The sequence below is a fragment of the Streptomyces sp. SAS_272 genome, from assembly GCF_052543235.1.
Map to the genome: position 1 here is coordinate 1 of NZ_JBMNDR010000131.1, position 16,209 is coordinate 16,209.

The following is a 16,209-nucleotide window of genomic DNA, read 5'->3' on the forward strand; positions in this document are numbered from 1 at the left end:
GCGCCGACCGCCGCGAGGTCCACGGCCGCGCCGAAGCCGGCCTCGGCGAACACCTCGCGGTACCCGGGCACGGTCAGATAGCCCGCGATGGCGCCGAGGACCTGGGCGAGCGACTCGGGCGCCGGGTCGACGGCCGCGGGCAGCCAGGCGGCGAGCGCGGGCCGCGGCCGGCCCGCCTGCTCGGCCGCCGCGTCCAGCTTGCCGCGCAGCTCGCGCACCTGCTCGGGTGAGACGACGTCCAGCAGCATCCGGTCCGCGTGCGCGGCGGCCGTGGCGATCGCGCGGTCGCCGAACGCGGCCACGGTGAGCGGGCCGCCGGGCGGCGGGAGCCGCCGACGGAAGGGGCTGCCGACCACCACCGGCTCACCGGGCTCGGCGAGCAGCAGGGCCTGTACGGTCCGCGCGGTCTCCTCGAGCACGGCGGCGGGACGGGTGCGGGGCAGCCCGTGGACGCCCTCGACCACCCGCCTGCTGGAGGTGCCGAGCGCCACCCCGACCGGCCGCCCGCCGGTGACGGCGGCGACGGAAGCCGCGCCCCGGGCGAGGCTGTACGGGTCACGCACGGACACCGCCACCGGCCCCGCCGTCAGCGCCGCCCGTTCGGTGACCCGGCCGAGGGCAGCGGCCAGCACGAAGGCGTCCCAGGTCGGTCCTTCGCCGGCCCACACCTCCCGGTAGCCGAGCCGGTCGGCGAGCGCTGCCACCCGCAGCGGCTCGTCGATCGGGCTGTCGTCCTCACGTGCCACGGCGACCACACTGAAGTCCATGGGCCGCCGCTACCCGGTCCCGGGCCGTGCAACCGGCCCAGCTCACCCCGCGGCCGTCGGCGAGGCGGGCGTGCGCGGCGAGGCGGGTGGTGCGCGCCCATGCAGGCGGGCGACAGGCGCGCACGTCGCCGGTGCGGGCGCCGGTGTCCGGCGCGCACGTCGCCGGTGCGGGCGCCGGTGTCCGGCGCGGGCCCCGCGGATGTTGCCGGGGCGTCCGCGCAGGTAGCGTCCGCTGCATGGACAGCCGCACGGACCACCGTTTCGACAGCCGCAGTGCCGGCATCACCGTGCAGCGCGCGCTGGAGCTGCCCGGGCTGCGCAGCGGGCTCCCCGAGATCGTCGCGGGCGGGGACCGGCTCGGCCGCACGGTGCGCTGGGTGCACGCCGGCGAGGTCCCGCACATCGCCTCCCTGCTCAAGGGCGGCGAGCTGCTGCTGACCACCGGCTACAGCCTCGGCACCCGCCCGGCCGAGCAGCGGGCGTTCGTGCGCACCCTGGCCGAACGGGGCATCGCGGCCCTGGTGATCGAGCTGGGCCCGCGCTTCACCCGGCTGCCGTCGGCCCTGGTGGAGACCGCGCGGGCCACCGGCCTCCCCCTCGTCCAACTGCACCGCGAGGTGGCGTTCGTGACGGTCACGGAGGAGATCCACACCGAGATCGTCAACGGCCACCACGCGCTGCTCCAACGCGCCGAGGAGGTGCACCGGCGCTGCACGGAGGCCCTGCTCGGCGGCGGCGGGATCCCGCAGGTGCTGGGCATCCTGGCGGACTTCGCCGGCAACCCGGTGTTCCTGGAGACACCCGACGGCCAGCTGCTGTACGCGGCCGGCGAGGGGCCGCAGGGAGCGGATCCGCTCCAGGTGTGGGAGGGGCTGCGCGGCCCGCACAAGGACGCGCCGCCGCCCGCGGGCTCGGTGCTGGTGGACGTGCCCGGTGGCGGTCCGGGGGCGGGTTCGGTACGCGCCCGGCTCGTGCTGCTGCCCGTGCGCGCCCCTCTCGCACCGGTGCACCGGATCGCCGCCGACCGGGCGGCCGGGATCCTGGCCGTGGTGCTGATGCAGGCCCGCCAGGAGGAGGAGCTCGCCGCGCGCGGCCGGGGCGACTTCCTGACCGACCTCGCCGAGGGCCGGATCGCCCCACAGGACGCTCCGGCGCAGGCGCGGGTCCTCGGGTTCCGGCCCGGCGCGGGTCCGCTGCTCCCGGTCGTCATGCGGCTGGGCGAGGGGATCTCCCCGGGCGCGGGCTGGGCGGTGCTGGCCCGGGCGGTCGCCGAGGAACTGGCGTCGGTCGGGGTGCCGGTGCTGCTGGGCGTGCGGCCGGTGGAGGGACGGGTGCCGGTGCTGCTGGGCCTGCGCTCGGAGCAGGAGCGCCCGACGGTGGCGGACCGGGTCGCGGCGGCGCTTCGGGCGGGAGTGGAACGGGCCGGGATGAGGCGGCCGGGGGCGCAGCCGCCCGTGGTCGTCGTCGGGGTGGCGGGCGGTTGGGCGGCCGCCTCGGCGGGACTGCGGCACGCGGCGGAGACGGCGACGGCCGCTCAGGGTCTGCCGGACCGCCCCTGGTACGACGCCCGCCGCCTGGACATCGACCTGCTGCTGTGGCGGTTGCGCGGCCACCCGGACCTCGCGGCCTTCGTCGACCGGGCGATCGGCCCGGTCCGTGACCACGACACCCGCTCCAAGCCTCCGCTGCTGCCGACCCTGGAGACTTACCTGGCCCATGCCGGACGGAAGGCGGAGACGGCCCGTGAACTGCATCTGAACCGGCAGACGCTCTACAACCGCCTCGCCCGCATCGGCGAGCTGCTCGGCACGGATCTGGACGACCCGCAGACGGTCCTGGCGTTGAGCCTCGCCCTGCGGGCGCGCAGGCATCTGCCGTGAGGTCCGCGGGCGGCCGGTGTCAGATCATGGGCCGGGGCTGCGTCAACTCGTCGTAGACGCTGAGGACCTGGGCGACGGTCTCGTCCTCGGTGGGCCAGTTGGCCGTCTGCCGGGTGCCCAGGTCCCGCAGCCGCTCGCACCGTCCGGGATCGTCGAGCAGGCGTACGACGGCGGCGGAGAAGGCGTCCGCGTCGCCGGCGGGCACCAGTTCGGCCGCGTCGCCGACGAGTTCGCGGACGCCGCCGGACAGCGCCGCGACCAGCGGCACGCGCGCGTGCAGGGCCTCCTGCGCCAGGACGGACCGCGACTCCCCGCCGCCGGGCAGGAGTGCGAGGTCGGCGGCGGCGAGCAGTTCGCTCGCGTCCTCCCGTCGGCCGAGCAGCCGGACCGGCAGTTCCTCGTCCTCGATGCGGCGCTGGAGCTCCGCCCGCTGCGGGCCCTCGCCCGCGATCACGACCAGGGGCGCGCAGTCGAGCCGACGCCACGCGCGGGCGGCGTCCAGCAGGAGGCCGTAGCCGCGGTGACGGTCCAGGGAGCCGACCGCCATGAGCAACGGGCGTCCGACGGCGCCCAGTTCGGCCTTCAGCTTGGAGGCCGGCCGCTCGGGGTCCTGCGGGTCCTCGTCCCTGCGGGGGCCGGGCAACGCCACCGCGGCGAGCCGCGCGTCACGGGCTCCTGTGCGCCGGGCCCGGTCGACGAGGTCGGAGGTGGCGCCGAGGACGACCGCAGCCGTCCTCGCGACCCGGCGCTCCAGCAGCCGCAGCAGATGGGCGCGGGCGCCGTCGGCGTGCGCACGGTCGTGCCAGGTGACGACGAGGGGAGTGGAGCGGCCGCTGAGCGCGAGGACGGCGCGGAAGGAGGCGTGCAGTCCGTGCGCGTGCACGAGGTCGGCGCCTGTGCAGGCCGCGCGGAGCGCCGCCACGGACCCCGGATCGCTGCTGCGGGGCACGTGCACGTGTTCGGCGCCGACGCCGGTGAACCCGTGGGCGTGATCGGCTTCGACGGGGGCGCACACGGTCACCCGCACGCCCCGCGCGACGAGCCCCGCTGCCAGGGAGCGCACGTGTGCGCTGCTGCCGGCGTTGCCCCCGCCGAGCACCTGTACGGTGCGCAGCGACGACTGGCCGTTCGGTGAGGGGCTGCTCACGTGGCCGGGGCTCCTGGTTCGGCGTCGGACGGTCACGGGGAAACGTACCGAAGGACCGCGGGCGGGGGGTGGATTGCCTGCGTTCCTCCACGTACTACGCCCAAGGATGCCAGCACGCACCGGTGTTCCGTGCCCTGGAGCCCCACGGCGAGGGGCCTCAGACCCCTCCCTGTCACCCACACGGGTGAAGAGGGCCGCAACTTTGTTCGCACCGCCGACCCGGACGGCGACCGGATCCCGCCGGTCGCCCTTCGAACGGCCTCGACGCCGGTGCCGCTACCCGTCCCCCCGGGCCGTGGCGAGGAGTTCCTCCGCGTGGGCGCGGGCCGTATCGGAGTCCTCCTGGCCGGCGAGCATGCGTGACAGCTCGCGGATGCGCTCCTCGCCCTCGAGGACTTTCACCCCGGACCGGGTCACCGTGCCGTCGTTGGTCTTCTCCACCAGCAACTGCCGGTCGGCGAAGGCCGCGACCTGCGGAAGGTGGGTGACGACGACGACCTGAGCCGTCTTGGCGAGCCGTGCCAGCCGCCGGCCGATCTCCACGGCCGCCTTGCCGCCGACGCCCGCGTCGACCTCGTCGAAGAGATACGTCGGAACCGGGTCCGTCCCCGCGAACACGACCTCGACAGCCAGCATCACCCGGGACAGCTCACCGCCGGACGCGCCCTTGGCGATGGGCCGCGGCGGCGCGCCGGGGTGCGGGGCGAGCAGCAGCTCGACCTCGTCCACGCCCGCCGGACCGTAGGCGACCGGACGGCCGCCGACCTCGACGCCCTCCGGGTCCTCGGTCTGCCGGATCGCGAAGGACACGCGCGCGTGCGGCATCGCGAGCGACGCCAGCTCGGCGGTCACCGCGGCGGCGAACTGCCCGGCGGCCTCCGTGCGCGCGTCCGTCAGCGCCTGCGCCAGCCCGCCCAGTTCGGCCCGCAGGGCGTCCCGCTCGGCGGTCAGCTCGTCGATCCGCTCGTCGTCGCCGTCCAGTTCGGTGAGCCGGGAGGCGCTCTGCTCGGCCCAGGCGAGGACGGAGTTCACGTCCTGCCCGTACTTGCGGGTGAGGCCGGTGAGCGCGGCCCGCCGCTCCTCCACGGCCGACAGCCGCAGCGGATCGGCGTCGAGGTCGTCGGCGTACCCGGCCAGTTCCCCGGCCACGTCGCCCAGCAGGATCCCGATCTCCCCGATGCGGTCGGCGAGCGCCGCCAGCGCCGGATCGTGCGACCTGACGGCCTCCAGGGCCCGCTGTGCGCCCGCGACGAGGGTGGCCGCGTCGATGCCCTCGGGGTCCTCGGGATCGGCGGCGAGAGCGGCGTGGGCAGCCGTGGCGGCCGAGGACAGCGCCTCCGCGTGCCCGAGCCGCTCGGCCTCCTCCGCGAGCTCCACGTCCTCGCCGGCGCGCGGCTCGACGCCGGCGATCTCGTCGAGCCCGAAGCGCAGCATGTCGGCCTCCTGGGCCCGCTCACGCGCGCGCGTGACGATCTCCTCGAGCTCGCCGGCCACCGCCCGCAGCCGCCGGTAGGCCTCCGTGTACTTGGCGAGCGGCACGGTCACCGCGTCGCCCGCGTACCGGTCGAGCGCCTGCCGCTGCCGGGACTGCTTCAGCAGCCCCTGCTGGTCCGTCTGCCCGTGCACGGCCACCAGTTCGTCCGCGAGCTCGGCGAGCACGCCCATGGGCACGCTCCGCCCGCCCACGTGCGCCCGCGACCGCCCCTCGGCGGAAACGGTACGGCTGATCAGCAGCGCCCCGTCGTCGAGCTCGGCCCCGGCCTCCTCGGCCCGGACGACCACCGAGGAGCCGGCGGGCAGGGCGATCCGCCCCTCGACCACCGCCTTCTCCGCGCCGATCCGCACGAGCGCGGGGTCGGCACGCCCGCCCAGCAGCAGCCCGAGGCTGGTGACGACCATGGTCTTGCCCGCGCCCGTCTCGCCCGTGACCGCGGTGAACCCCGGCGACAGCTCGACGACCGCGTCGTCGATGACTCCGAGCGACCGTATCCGCATCTCCTCCAACACGGAGACGACCTTACGAGGTCCGGCGGCAGAAGTGCGAGGCACCCTGTCACCCGCGCGAGTGGAGATGACCGGTGGCGCGCGATCCGCGCGACCGGCCGCTCACTCTCCGCAGCCGTCGCCCGCTCCGCCGGCCCTTCGGACCTGCGGCGCCTTCAGTGCCGCGCCCCGCGCCACCCGGACACCGGCAGCGCGAACTTCGCCACGAGACGGTCGGTGAAGGAGGCGTGGTGCAGTCGCGCCAGCCGCACCGGCACACTGCCCCGCCGCACCTCGACCCGGGCGCCCGGAGGCAGCTCGAAGGTCCGCCGCCCGTCGCACCACAGGACGCCCGGCGGGATGTGCGGCAGCAACTCCACGGCCAGCACCGAGTTCGGCGAGGTCACCAGGGGCTTGGCGAACAGCGCGTGCGCGCTGATCGGCACCATCAGCAGGGCCTCGACCTCGGGCCACACCACGGGACCGCCGGCCGAGAACGCGTACGCCGTGGAGCCGGTCGGGGTCGACAGGACGATGCCGTCGCAGCCGAACCCGGTGACCGGCCGCCCGTCGATCTCCAGCACGACCTCCAGCAGCTTCTCGGCGCCGGCCTTCTGCACCGCCGCCTCGTTCAGCGCCCAGTCGGTGTGCACGATGTCGCCGTTGCGGTGCACGATGACGTCGACGGTCATCCGCTCCTCGACCTCGTACGACTTCGTCACCACCCGGTCGACGACCTTGTCCAGGTCGTCCCGCTCGGCCTCCGCGAGGAAGCCGACGGAGCCGAGGTTGACGCCGAGCATCGGCACCCCGGAGGCCCGCGCGAACTCCGCGCCGCGCAGCAACGTGCCGTCGCCGCCCAGCACGATCAGCAGCTCGCAGCCCTCGAGACACTGCGGGGTGGCCTCGGAGACCAGCTCCACCTCGTCCGGCAGCGGCAGGTCGGCGGCCTCGTACTCGAGGACGCGCACCCCGATGCCCTCGCGCAGCAGCCCCTTGACGACCAGCTCGGCACTGCGGATGGCCGCCGGCCGCCCGGTGTGGGCGAGCAGGAAAACAGTACGAGCTCGGTTCAGAGTCACCGCGGCCCCTCCGCAACTGCACGGTCGACGTCGGCCGGGTCGAGGACAGGAGCCCCGGCCCGAAGCCACAGAAAATACTCCACATTGCCCGACGGCCCGGGCAGCGGACTGGCGGTGACTCCCTGCACCCCGAGCCCCAGGTCCCACGCCTTCCCGGCGACCCCCCGCACGGCCTCGGCCCGCAGCTGCGGACTGCGCACGACGCCCCCGCTGCCGAGCCGTTCCTTCCCCACCTCGAACTGCGGCTTGACCATCATCACCAGGTCCGCGCCCGGCCCGGTGCACCGTGCCAGGGCGGGCAGCACCAACCCCAGCGGGATGAAGGACAAGTCCCCCACGACAAGATCCACAGGCTCCCCATCGATCGCTTCAAGCGTCAACTCGCGTACGTTCGTACGGTCTTTGACGGTGACGCGTTCATCGCTCTGCAGAGACCAGGCGAGTTGTCCGTATCCGACGTCGACGGCGACCACGTGCGCGGCCCCCGCCCGCAGCAGCACGTCCGTGAACCCGCCGGTCGAGGCTCCGGCGTCCAGCGCCCGCCGCCCCTTCACCACGAGCCCGCGCGGCACGAACTCCTCCAGCGCGCCGGCCAGCTTGTGGCCGCCGCGGGACACGTAGTCGGGGTCGTCGGCGTCGACGGAGACGACGATCGCGGCCGCCGTCTCCACCTGCGTGGCCGGCTTGGTCGCGACGATCCTGCCGACGGTGACCCGCCCGGCGGCGATCAGCTGCCCGGCGTGCTCACGCGAACGCGCGAGCCCCCGGCGGACCAGCTCCGCGTCCAGACGGCGACGTGCGACTCCTGCCACGTTCGGTTCAGCTCCTGTGTTGTCCGTACGGCGATTCAGGGGGCGAGACCGGCCGGTCTCATCCAGGGGTGACGGTCGGACGACCGTCGGGACCCGCGGGCCCCGGGCGGGCGTCGAGCGCGGTGAGCGCGTCGCGCAGCCCCCGGTGTACATCCTCGTACACCTCGAGGTGTCCGTCGGTGGCGAGGCGGTCGGCGTCGGCCAGCCGTTCCAGGTGCGCGTCCGCCTCGGCGTGGCCGGTGGGGGTGCGCGGCACGCCCAGCGGGGCCGGGGCGGCCGGGTCGTGCTCCGGCTCCGGCTCCCGCTCGTCGGACGCGGTCCGTGCCTGCGGCTCCGTCCCCGTCTGCGGCACTGTGTCGCTCATGCCCAGACGCTACCTCGAACGTCTGGGGTACCGTCGGTCGCCATGGCCACGATCGAGGAGTGCCGCGCCGCACTCGAGAAGCTCTCGGACAACATGAGCCGCGCCGAAGGGGACGTCAGGGCGGCCGCGGCCCTGGACCGCTCGGTGAGCTGCCGGATCACCGACCTGGACGTCACGTTCGTCGGCCGGATGACGGCCGGCCGGATCACCGTCCACGACACCCTGCAGGGTCCTCCCCGGGAGAAGGCCGAGATCCGGCTGACGATGACCGGCGACGACCTGGTCGCGCTGGTCGCCGGCGAGCTGAACTTCGCCAAGGCGTGGGGCTCCGGGCGGGTCAGGCTCGAGGCCGGCCTGCGTGACCTGTTCCAGCTCAGGAAGCTTCTGTAGCGACCGCCGAAGCCGGTCCGGCGACCGCCGCGACCGCCCGGCCGACCTGCGCCCGCGCCTTCCGCGCCGCCGGCACCACCAGCGGCGTCCCGGTCTCCGGATCGTCGATGACCTGGCAGCGCAGCCCGAAGACCTCCTCCACCAGCTCGGCCGTGACGATGTCGTCCGGCGCACCCTGCGCGATGACCTCGCCGCCCTTCAGCGCGATCAGGTGGGTGGCGTACCGGGCCGCGTGGTTGAGGTCGTGCAGCACCGCCACGAGCGTGCGCCCGTGCTCCTCGTGCAGCTCGGCGCACAGGTCGAGGACGTCGATCTGGTGCTGGATGTCGAGAAACGTGGTCGGCTCGTCGAGCAGCAGCAGCGGGGTCTGCTGGGCGAGGGCCATCGCGATCCACACCCGCTGGCGCTGACCGCCGGACAGCTCGTCGACGTACCGCTCGGCCAGCTCGCCGACCCCGGTCCGCGCCATGGACTCGCGCACGACCCGCTCGTCCTCGGCCGACCACTGGCGCAGGATTCCCTGGTGCGGGTAGCGGCCCCGCCCGACGAGGTCGGCGACGGTGATCCCGTCGGGGGCGACGGACGACTGCGGCAGCAGCCCCAGCGTCCGCGCGACCTTCTTCGCGGGCATCGACTGGATGACCTGCCCGTCGAGCAGCACCCGCCCCCGGTGCGGCTTCAGCATCCGCGAAAGCGCCCGCAGCAGCGTCGACTTGCCGCAGGCGTTCGGGCCGACGATCACCGTGAAGGAGTGGTCCGGTATCTCCACCGACAGCTCTTCGGCGATGACCCGCTGGTCGTAGGCGAGGGTGACGTTCTCGGCGGACAGGCGGTTCACGGTGCTCCTTCGGTCGTTCGGCCCACGGCCCTCCCGGGCGGGGGTGTTCATATCCGGCCCGCCTTGCGCTCGGTGACGAGGAGCCACAGCAGGTACACGCCGCCCAGCACGCCGGTGACCACGCCCACGGGCAGCCGGCCGTCCCCGAAGAGCCGTTGCGCGGCCAGGTCGGCGGTGACCAGCAGCGCGGCGCCCATGCACAGGGACGGCACGAGGTTCGGCCCGGGCGAGCGGGTCAGACGCCGGGCGAGCTGCGGCGCGGTGAGCGCCACGAAGCTCACGGGGCCCGCGGCCGCGGTGGCGGCGGCGGTGAGCAGCACGGCGGCGACCATCACCACCAGCCGCACCCGCTCCACCCGCACCCCCAGCGCATGGGAGACGTCGTCGCCCATCTCCGTCATCCTCAGCCCGCGCGCGTGGGCGAGGACGAGCGGCACGAGCACGCAGGCCAGCGCGAGCAGCGGCCACACCTGCTTCCAGTCGCGGCCGTCGAGGGTCCCCGTCATCCACACGACGGCGCGCGCCGCGTCGACGAAGTCGGCCTTGGTCATCAGATAGCCGTTGACCGCCGTCGCGACGGCCGAGACACCGATGCCGACGAGCACCAGCCGGTAGCCGTGCACCCCCCGCCGCCACGCCAGCAGGTAGATGAGGGCCCCGGTCACCAGGCCGCCCGCCAGCGCGCCGACGGTCACCTGGGTGGCGCTCCCGGAGAACAGCACGATCATCACGAGCGCGCCGGCCGTCGCCCCCTGCCCGAGCCCCAGCACGTCCGGACTGCCCAGCGGATTGCGCGAGACGGCCTGGAAGAGGGCTCCGCCGAGCCCGAGCGAGGATCCGACGAGCAGTCCCACGAGGACCCGCGGCAACCGCAGTTCGTTGACGATGAACTCCTGTCCGGCGTTGCCGTCGCCGAGCAGAGTCCGGACGACGTCACCCGACGAGATGGGGAAGTCCCCGGTGCCGATCAGCACCACGCTCGCGGCGAGCGCGGCCACCACCAGCAGCACGACGACGGTGAGCGCCCGCACGTCCAGCCGGACGGACAGCCCGCCCGGGCCGCGCACCGCGCGGCGGCCGCCGGAGATCTGCTGCACGGGCTCCTGCGCGGGCTCGGGCTTGTGCGCGGTCTTCACAGCTGGGCCGTCCTCCGCCGTCGTACGAGAAAGATGAAGACCGGGCCGCCGACGATCGCGGTGACGATGCCGACCTGGACCTCCGACGGACGGGCCACGACCCGGCCGACGACGTCCGAGCCGAGCAGCAGCACCGGCGACAGGACCGCCGCGTACGGCATGATCCAGCGCAGGTCGGGGCCGGTGAACGAGCGGACGACGTGCGGGACCATCAGGCCGACGAACACGATCGGCCCGCAGGCGGCGGTCGCGGCTCCGCTCAGCACGGTCGCGGCGAGCATCGACAGCGCCCGGGTGCGGGTGAGGTCGGCGCCGAGCGCCCTCGCCGTGTCGTCCCCCATGGCCACGGCGTTCAGCGGCCGGGCGAGCGCGAACGCGAGGAGCATGCCCACCACCAGGAAGGGCAGCACCTGCCGGACGGTCTCCTCGGTCGCCGACGACAGCGAGCCCACCGTCCAGAAACGCATCCGGGCGAGCGCCGCGTCGTCCATGATCATCACGGCTTGGAGGTATCCGTAGAGCGCGGCGCTGATCGCGGTGCCGGCGAGCGCGAGCCGCACCGGCGTGGCCCCGCGGCTGCCGCCGAGGAACCAGACCAGCGCACCGACCGCCGCCGCACCGAAGAACGCGAACCACACATAGCCGCTGAGGCTCGTGACGCCGAAGAAGGTGATGGCGGTGACGACGGCCGCCGACGCGCCCGCGTTGATGCCGAGCAGCCCGGGGTCGGCCAGCGGATTGCGCGTCAGCGCCTGCAGCACGGCCCCGGACAGGCCGAGCGCGGCCCCCACGAGCAGCCCCACCACGGTCCGCGACAACCGCTCGTCGACGACGACGTCCGCGTACGTTCCCGAATCCGCGAACAGCCCGTGCCAGACCTGCGCGACGGACAACTCCTTGGCGCCGACGGCGATGCTCGCCACCGCCGCCAGCAAGAGGAGCACCAGGGCGGCGAGGAGCCCCACGGCCCGCGACGCCGCCCGCCGGCCCGGTGGCGCGAGGGCGGCCTGCGCACGCTGTTCGGGAACACTGTCGACCAACACCCGGTTAGGTTAGCCTACCCTCTCATTGCGCTCGGAGCCGGTGTCACAACCCCAGCCGGGCCAGCGCCTTCCCGGCGTCCAGCCCGCAGACCCCCTCGCCCGCAGCCGCCCAGGCCGCCGCGCACAACGCCCGCAACCCGTCCAGGTTCTCACCCTCCCCCGACAGCTCCAGCCTCTCGGTGCCGGCACCCGCCGTCCAGCCGCCGCAGCGGAAACCCTCGCCGTCCGCAGTGACCTCCGGCTGCCCGGTGAGCATCCCGCGCAGGTCCGCGTCGACATACGTCGGCCGGTGCTGCGGCGGCGCGGCCAGCAGCTGCGCCCCGTCGGTCACCCCGGTGAGGACGAGCAACGAGTCGACCTCGCCGTTGAACGCCCCCTCGATGTCCGTGTCGAGCCGGTCCCCGACGACCAACGGCCGCCGGGCGCCCGTCCGCAGGATCGTCTCCCGGTGCATGGGAGGCAGCGGCTTGCCCGCCACCTGCGGCTCGGCACCGGTCGCGATCCGCACCACCTCGACCGCCGCGCCGTTGCCCGGCGCGATCCCCCTCCCGCTGGGAATCGTCAGATCCGTGTTGGACGCGAACCACGGCACCCCGCGCGCGACCGCGTACGACGCCTCCGCGAACCGCCCCCACGCCAGATCGGGCCCGCCGAAGCCCTGCACCACGGCCGCCGGCTCGTCGTCCGCCGACTCCACGGGCACGAGCCCGCGCTCCCGCAGCGCGACCCGCAGGCCCTCCCCGCCGATCACGAGCACCCGCGCCCCCGCCGGCACCTGCTCACTGATCAGCCGCGCCACCGCCTGCGCCGACGTGATGACGTCGTCGGCGCCCGTCGGTATCCCCAGCTCCGTGAGATGCCCGGCCACCGCGTCGGGTGTGCGCAGCGCGTTGTTGGTGACATACGCGAGCCGCATGCCCCCCGCGCGCGCGGCGGCCAACGACTCGACCGCGTGCACGATCGCGTTGCCGCCCGCGTACACCACCCCGTCGAGATCGAGCAGCGCCGTGTCGTACGCCTCGCTCAGGGCCTGCCCACTGGCCTCGGGCCTCGTCCTGACGCTTCGGCTCATTCCGCATCGCTCCTCGTTCGCTCCGCTTTCCCCCGATCATCCCGCATGCCACCGACACACGTACGATGCCGGGATGAACTCAGCAGGTCACTCGGAAGCGACGGCGCCCCGAGGCCTGGAACTCACCCCGTTCCGAGGCCTGCGCTACGACCCCGACCGGGTCGGCAGTCTCGCCGCCGTCACCTCCCCGCCCTACGACGTCGTGGTACGCCCCGACGGCCTGCACCACCTCCAGGACGCGGACCCGTACAACATCGTCCGGCTGATCCTCCCCCAGGCCACCAGCCCCGAAGTCCGCAACCGACAGGCCGCCGGCACCCTGCGACGCTGGCTGGCCGAGGGCGTCCTGACGGCGGACTCCGAGCCCTCCCTGTACGTCTACGAACAGCGGCACGCCGACGGCATGCTCCAGCGCGGCCTCATCGGCAACCTGCGCCTCTCGGACCCGTCGGAAGGGACCGTCCTCCCCCATGAGGACGTCATGCCGCACGTCGTCGCGGACCGCGCGGCGCTGATGCGCGCCACGCACGCGAACCTCGAGCCGCTCCTGCTCACGTACCGGGGCGGCGGCGCGGCGACGGAGACGGTCGACCGCACGGCCGCAGGCCCCCCGCTGCTGTCCACCACCACGGACGACGGCTACAGCCACCGCCTCTGGGCGATCACGGACCCCGCCGAGACAGCCCGCGTCCAGGCGGACCTCGCACATCGCCAGGCCCTCATCGCCGACGGCCACCACCGCTGGGCGACCTACCTGCGACTCCGCGCGGAGCACCCTTCGCCCAGCCCCTGGGACCAGGGTCTGGTCCTCTTGGTCGACACCGCCCGCTACCCCTTGCGCGTCCGCGCCATCCACCGCCTCCTGCACGGCCTGCCGGTCGCCGACGCCCTCTCCGCGCTCGACGGCCGCTTCCGCGTCCGCCGACTGGACGTCTCCCTCCCGGAGGCCCTCGACGCCCTCGCGGACGCCACGGCCGCGGGCAACGCCTTCCTGCTGGCGGGCGACGACGCCTTCCACCTCGTCGACCACCCCGACCCAGCCCTTCTCGACCGCACGGTCCCGGCCGACCGCCCCGAGGCCTGGCGCACCCTGGACGCGACGGTCCTGCACGCCACGCTCCTGGCGCACATATGGCGTGTCCCCGAGGACGACCCGGCCCGCATCGCCTACATCCACGACACGGCGGCCACGGTCCGCAAGGCCCGACGCGACGGCGGCACGGCGGTCCTGCTCCACCCCGTCCGCGAGGAGGTCGTCCGCGACCTCGCCCGGCAGGGCGTCATGATGCCCCGCAAGTCCACGTCCTTCGGTCCCAAGCCGGCCTCGGGCCTGGTCCTGCGCGCCCTGGACATCTGAGAGGACGTGCCCCGAACGCACGAAGGGGCGGGACCCGGTGACCCGGATCCCGCCCCTCTTCGCCTCACCGACGCGCGCGCACGTCAGTCCTCGTCACGGTCGTCCCCGCGGTCGGCCTTCTCCGCAGCCGCGTCTTCGTCCTGGGCCTCGTTCGCCGGCGCCTCGACGGCGCCCTCGTCGGCGTCACTCTCGCCCTCGCTCTCGCTCTCGCTCTCGTCGAGAGCGTCGACGAAGTCCACCCCGTCCAGCTCGGCAAGCCGGTCGGACGCGTCGGTGCTGCCGTCCCGGTCCGCTTCAACGGCCTTGGCGAACCACTCGCGCGCCTCGCCCTCACGCCCGGCGGCGAGCAGTGCGTCGGCGTATGCGTACCGCAGCCGCGCGGTCCACGGCTGGACGGCGCCGGCGGCCAGCTCGGGGCTCTGCAGCGTCACGATGGCCGCGTCCAGCTGCCCCATGTCGCGCCGGGCCCCGGCCGCGACGAGCCGCATCTCCACCTGTCCGGCCTTGTCGAGCTTGTTCACCTCGGGGGCGCCGGCCATGTCCAGGGCCTTCTCCGGCCTGCCGAGCCCACGCTCGCAGTCGGCCATGACGGGCCACAGCTCCGCACTGCCGGTCATCCGGCGTGCGGCCCGGAACTCGGCGAGCGCCTCGCTGTACTTCTGGTTGGCGTACGCGGCGAACCCGCCCGCCTCCCGCACGGCGGCGACCCGCGACGCCAGACGCAAGGCGATCTTGGAGTACGCGTAGGCGCGCTCGGGGTCCTCGTCGATCAGCCGCGCGACCATCACCAGGTTCTTCGCGACGTCTTCGGCAAGCGTCTTGGGCAGGCTCAGCAGCTCCTGCCGGACGTCCTTGTCGATCTCCTCGCCGGTGACGTCCTCCGGAATCGGCAGCCGCTTGATCGGCTCCCGGTCCCGGTCCCGGTCGTCACGGAAACGGCTTCCGCCGCCCTGCCGGTCGTCCCGGCCGCGGAAACCGCCACCCGGTCGCCCACCACGGTCGTCCCGACGGGGGCCGCGGTCGTCCCGCCCACGGAACCCACCACGATCCCCACCACGGTCATCCCGACGGTCATCGCGACGCTCGTCCCGACGGAAGGCGGGACGGTCTCCACGGTCATCGCGCCGGTCGTCACGCCGCTCGTCCCGACGGAAGGCGGGACGGTCACCGCGATCATCCCGCCGGTCGTCACGCCGGTCGTCCCGTCGGAAGGCGGGACGGTCACCACGGTCGTCGCGCCGCTCGTCCCGACGGAAGGCGGGACGGTCACCACGGTCATCGCGCCGGTCGTCACGCCGCTCGTCCCGACGGAACGAGGGACGGTCACCGCGATCATCCCGCCGGTCGTCGCGGCGGAAAGCCGGACGGTCACCGCCGCGGTCGTCACGACGCGGGGCGGGCCGGTCACCACGGTCGTCGCGACGGAACGTCGGACGGTCCCCACGATCGTCCCGACGCGGCCCACGATCACCTTCACGCCGGTCGTCACGCCGGCCGAAGCCACCACGGTTGTCGTCGCGACGGAAACCACCACCGCTGTCGTCCCGACGACCGAACCCGCCGCCAGGCCGGTTGTCGTCCCGACGGAAGCCACCACGGTTGTCGTCCCGACGGTCGTTGTCGCGGCGGAAGCCGCCACGGTCGCGATCGCCCTCGCGGGGGCCTTCCCGCCGGTCGTCGCGGCGGAAAGCGGGTCGGTCGTCGCGGCGGTCGTCGCGGCGGAAAGCCGGACGGTCACCGCCGCGGTCGTCACGACGCGGGGCGGGCCGGTCACCACGGTCGTCGCGACGGAACGTCGGACGGTCCCCACGATCGTCCCGACGCGGCCCACGATCACCTTCACGCCGGTCGTCCCGACGGTCGTCACGCCGGCCGAAGCCACCACGGTTGTCGTCGCGACGGAAACCACCGCGATTGTCATCACGGCGATCTCCGCGGCGGTCGTCGTCCCGGCGGAAACCACCGCGCTCACCACGGTTGGCGGAGCTCTGGTCGTCGCGACGGCCGTTGCTCCCGCGGTCGTTGTCACGCCGGTCGTTGTCGCGGCGGAAACCGCCACGCTCACCACGGTCGGCTCCGCGGTCGCCGCGGTCCCCACTGTCCCGTCGCCGCTGGTCGCGCTCCGGTCGGTCGTCGGGAGAGTTGGTGGACATCGGTGACTCCTGTCTTCGGTACCGCAAACATTGTAAAAACAAAAGGACCCCTGGTCCCAGCTGAACGCTGGGACCAGGGGTCCTTCCAATGATTGTTCGGCGGTGTCCTACTCTCCCACAGGGTCCCCCCTGCAGTACCATCGGCGCTGTGAGGCTTAGCTTCCGGGTTCGGAATGTAACCGGGC

15 protein-coding genes and 1 rRNA gene are annotated in these 16,209 nt (G+C 74.2%); 3 read left to right on the forward strand and 13 right to left on the reverse strand.

Annotated features, from left to right (window positions below):
* Positions 1–767 (reverse strand): LLM class F420-dependent oxidoreductase (locus ACN6LD_RS39495; RefSeq protein WP_445045663.1); only part of this gene is annotated, 767 nt, incomplete at its 3' end.
* A 236-nt stretch (positions 768–1,003) separates the two neighbouring features.
* On the opposite strand from ACN6LD_RS39495, the gene ACN6LD_RS39500 reads away from it, so the two are divergent.
* Complete coding sequence (locus ACN6LD_RS39500; RefSeq protein WP_319190117.1) at positions 1,004–2,647, forward strand: PucR family transcriptional regulator; 1,644 nt, start codon at positions 1,004–1,006, stop codon at positions 2,645–2,647.
* Positions 2,648–2,666: 19 nt separating this feature from the next.
* Here ACN6LD_RS39500 and ACN6LD_RS39505 read toward each other — a convergent pair whose 3' ends face one another.
* From ACN6LD_RS39505 to ACN6LD_RS39525, 5 genes are all read right to left on the reverse strand, one after another.
* The gene (locus ACN6LD_RS39505) at positions 2,667–3,794 is read right to left on the reverse strand and encodes a glycosyltransferase family 4 protein (RefSeq protein ID WP_319190115.1); all 1,128 of its coding nucleotides are present in this window, start codon (positions 3,792–3,794) and stop codon (positions 2,667–2,669) included.
* A gap of 276 nt (positions 3,795–4,070) precedes the next feature.
* Positions 4,071–5,789 (reverse strand): DNA repair protein RecN, encoded by a 1,719-nt coding sequence (recN, locus tag ACN6LD_RS39510; protein WP_319190151.1) that lies wholly within the window; start codon positions 5,787–5,789, stop codon positions 4,071–4,073.
* Positions 5,790–5,953: 164 nt separating this feature from the next.
* Positions 5,954–6,859: an NAD kinase gene (locus tag ACN6LD_RS39515; protein WP_057579867.1), complete on the reverse strand. Its 906-nt coding sequence runs from the start codon at positions 6,857–6,859 to the stop codon at positions 5,954–5,956.
* Positions 6,856–7,671: a TlyA family RNA methyltransferase gene (locus tag ACN6LD_RS39520; RefSeq protein WP_319190113.1), complete on the reverse strand. Its 816-nt coding sequence runs from the start codon at positions 7,669–7,671 to the stop codon at positions 6,856–6,858. The genes ACN6LD_RS39515 and ACN6LD_RS39520 overlap by 4 nt, the downstream gene beginning before the upstream one ends.
* A 58-nt stretch (positions 7,672–7,729) precedes the next feature.
* Complete coding sequence (locus tag ACN6LD_RS39525) at positions 7,730–8,035, reverse strand: hypothetical protein (protein WP_445045664.1); 306 nt, start codon at positions 8,033–8,035, stop codon at positions 7,730–7,732.
* Positions 8,036–8,077: 42 nt separating this feature from the next.
* Here ACN6LD_RS39525 and ACN6LD_RS39530 point away from each other — a divergent pair, with 42 nt between their 5' ends.
* Positions 8,078–8,425: an SCP2 sterol-binding domain-containing protein gene (locus ACN6LD_RS39530; RefSeq protein WP_319190111.1), complete on the forward strand. Its 348-nt coding sequence runs from the start codon at positions 8,078–8,080 to the stop codon at positions 8,423–8,425.
* Here the strand turns inward: ACN6LD_RS39530 and ACN6LD_RS39535 are convergent.
* From ACN6LD_RS39535 to ACN6LD_RS39550, 4 genes are read right to left on the reverse strand one after another with little or no spacing between them, the layout of a single operon-like run.
* Positions 8,409–9,314 (reverse strand): ABC transporter ATP-binding protein, encoded by a 906-nt coding sequence (locus tag ACN6LD_RS39535; protein WP_445045665.1) that lies wholly within the window; start codon positions 9,312–9,314, stop codon positions 8,409–8,411. The genes ACN6LD_RS39530 and ACN6LD_RS39535 overlap by 17 nt on opposite strands.
* The gene (locus ACN6LD_RS39540) at positions 9,311–10,360 is read right to left on the reverse strand and encodes a FecCD family ABC transporter permease (protein ID WP_445045666.1); all 1,050 of its coding nucleotides are present in this window, start codon (positions 10,358–10,360) and stop codon (positions 9,311–9,313) included. The genes ACN6LD_RS39535 and ACN6LD_RS39540 overlap by 4 nt, the downstream gene beginning before the upstream one ends.
* 35 nt (positions 10,361–10,395) lie before the next feature.
* Positions 10,396–11,442: a FecCD family ABC transporter permease gene (locus ACN6LD_RS39545; RefSeq protein WP_319190107.1), complete on the reverse strand. Its 1,047-nt coding sequence runs from the start codon at positions 11,440–11,442 to the stop codon at positions 10,396–10,398.
* A gap of 43 nt (positions 11,443–11,485) precedes the next feature.
* Positions 11,486–12,514 carry an HAD hydrolase-like protein gene (locus tag ACN6LD_RS39550; RefSeq protein WP_319190105.1) on the reverse strand — a complete coding sequence of 343 codons (1,029 nt, stop codon included), beginning with the start codon at positions 12,512–12,514 and terminating at the stop codon, positions 11,486–11,488.
* Between the two features lie 73 nt (positions 12,515–12,587).
* Here ACN6LD_RS39550 and ACN6LD_RS39555 point away from each other — a divergent pair, with 73 nt between their 5' ends.
* Positions 12,588–13,871, forward strand: coding sequence for a DUF1015 domain-containing protein (locus tag ACN6LD_RS39555; RefSeq protein ID WP_319190104.1), 1,284 nt, complete (start codon positions 12,588–12,590; stop codon positions 13,869–13,871).
* 83 nt (positions 13,872–13,954) lie between these two features.
* Here the strand turns inward: ACN6LD_RS39555 and ACN6LD_RS39560 are convergent, their stop codons facing one another.
* The 3 genes from ACN6LD_RS39560 to rrf all read right to left on the reverse strand — a co-directional run.
* Positions 13,955–14,764: a tetratricopeptide repeat protein gene (locus tag ACN6LD_RS39560; RefSeq protein WP_319190147.1), complete on the reverse strand. Its 810-nt coding sequence runs from the start codon at positions 14,762–14,764 to the stop codon at positions 13,955–13,957.
* A complete protein-coding gene (locus ACN6LD_RS39565) occupies positions 14,701–15,930 on the reverse strand; it encodes a hypothetical protein (RefSeq protein WP_445045667.1) in 1,230 nt (409 codons plus the stop codon). Before ACN6LD_RS39565 ends, ACN6LD_RS39560 begins: the two co-directional genes overlap by 64 nt.
* A 188-nt stretch (positions 15,931–16,118) precedes the next feature.
* A 5S ribosomal RNA gene (gene rrf / locus ACN6LD_RS39570) occupies positions 16,119–16,209 on the reverse strand; the annotation flags it as partial.

Excerpts from the sequence above, each read along its gene's own strand:
- ACN6LD_RS39500 (WP_319190117.1), top strand. The coding sequence starts at position 1,004 with ATGGACAGCCGCACGGACCACCGTTTCGACAGCCGCAGTGCCGGCATC.
- recN (WP_319190151.1), bottom strand. The coding sequence starts at position 5,789 with ATGCGGATACGGTCGCTCGGAGTCATCGACGACGCGGTCGTCGAGCTG.
- ACN6LD_RS39525 (WP_445045664.1), bottom strand. The coding sequence starts at position 8,035 with ATGAGCGACACAGTGCCGCAGACGGGGACGGAGCCGCAGGCACGGACC.
- ACN6LD_RS39530 (WP_319190111.1), top strand. The coding sequence starts at position 8,078 with ATGGCCACGATCGAGGAGTGCCGCGCCGCACTCGAGAAGCTCTCGGAC.
- ACN6LD_RS39535 (WP_445045665.1), bottom strand. The coding sequence starts at position 9,314 with ATGAACACCCCCGCCCGGGAGGGCCGTGGGCCGAACGACCGAAGGAGC.
- ACN6LD_RS39550 (WP_319190105.1), bottom strand. The coding sequence starts at position 12,514 with ATGAGCCGAAGCGTCAGGACGAGGCCCGAGGCCAGTGGGCAGGCCCTG.
- ACN6LD_RS39555 (WP_319190104.1), top strand. The coding sequence starts at position 12,588 with ATGAACTCAGCAGGTCACTCGGAAGCGACGGCGCCCCGAGGCCTGGAA.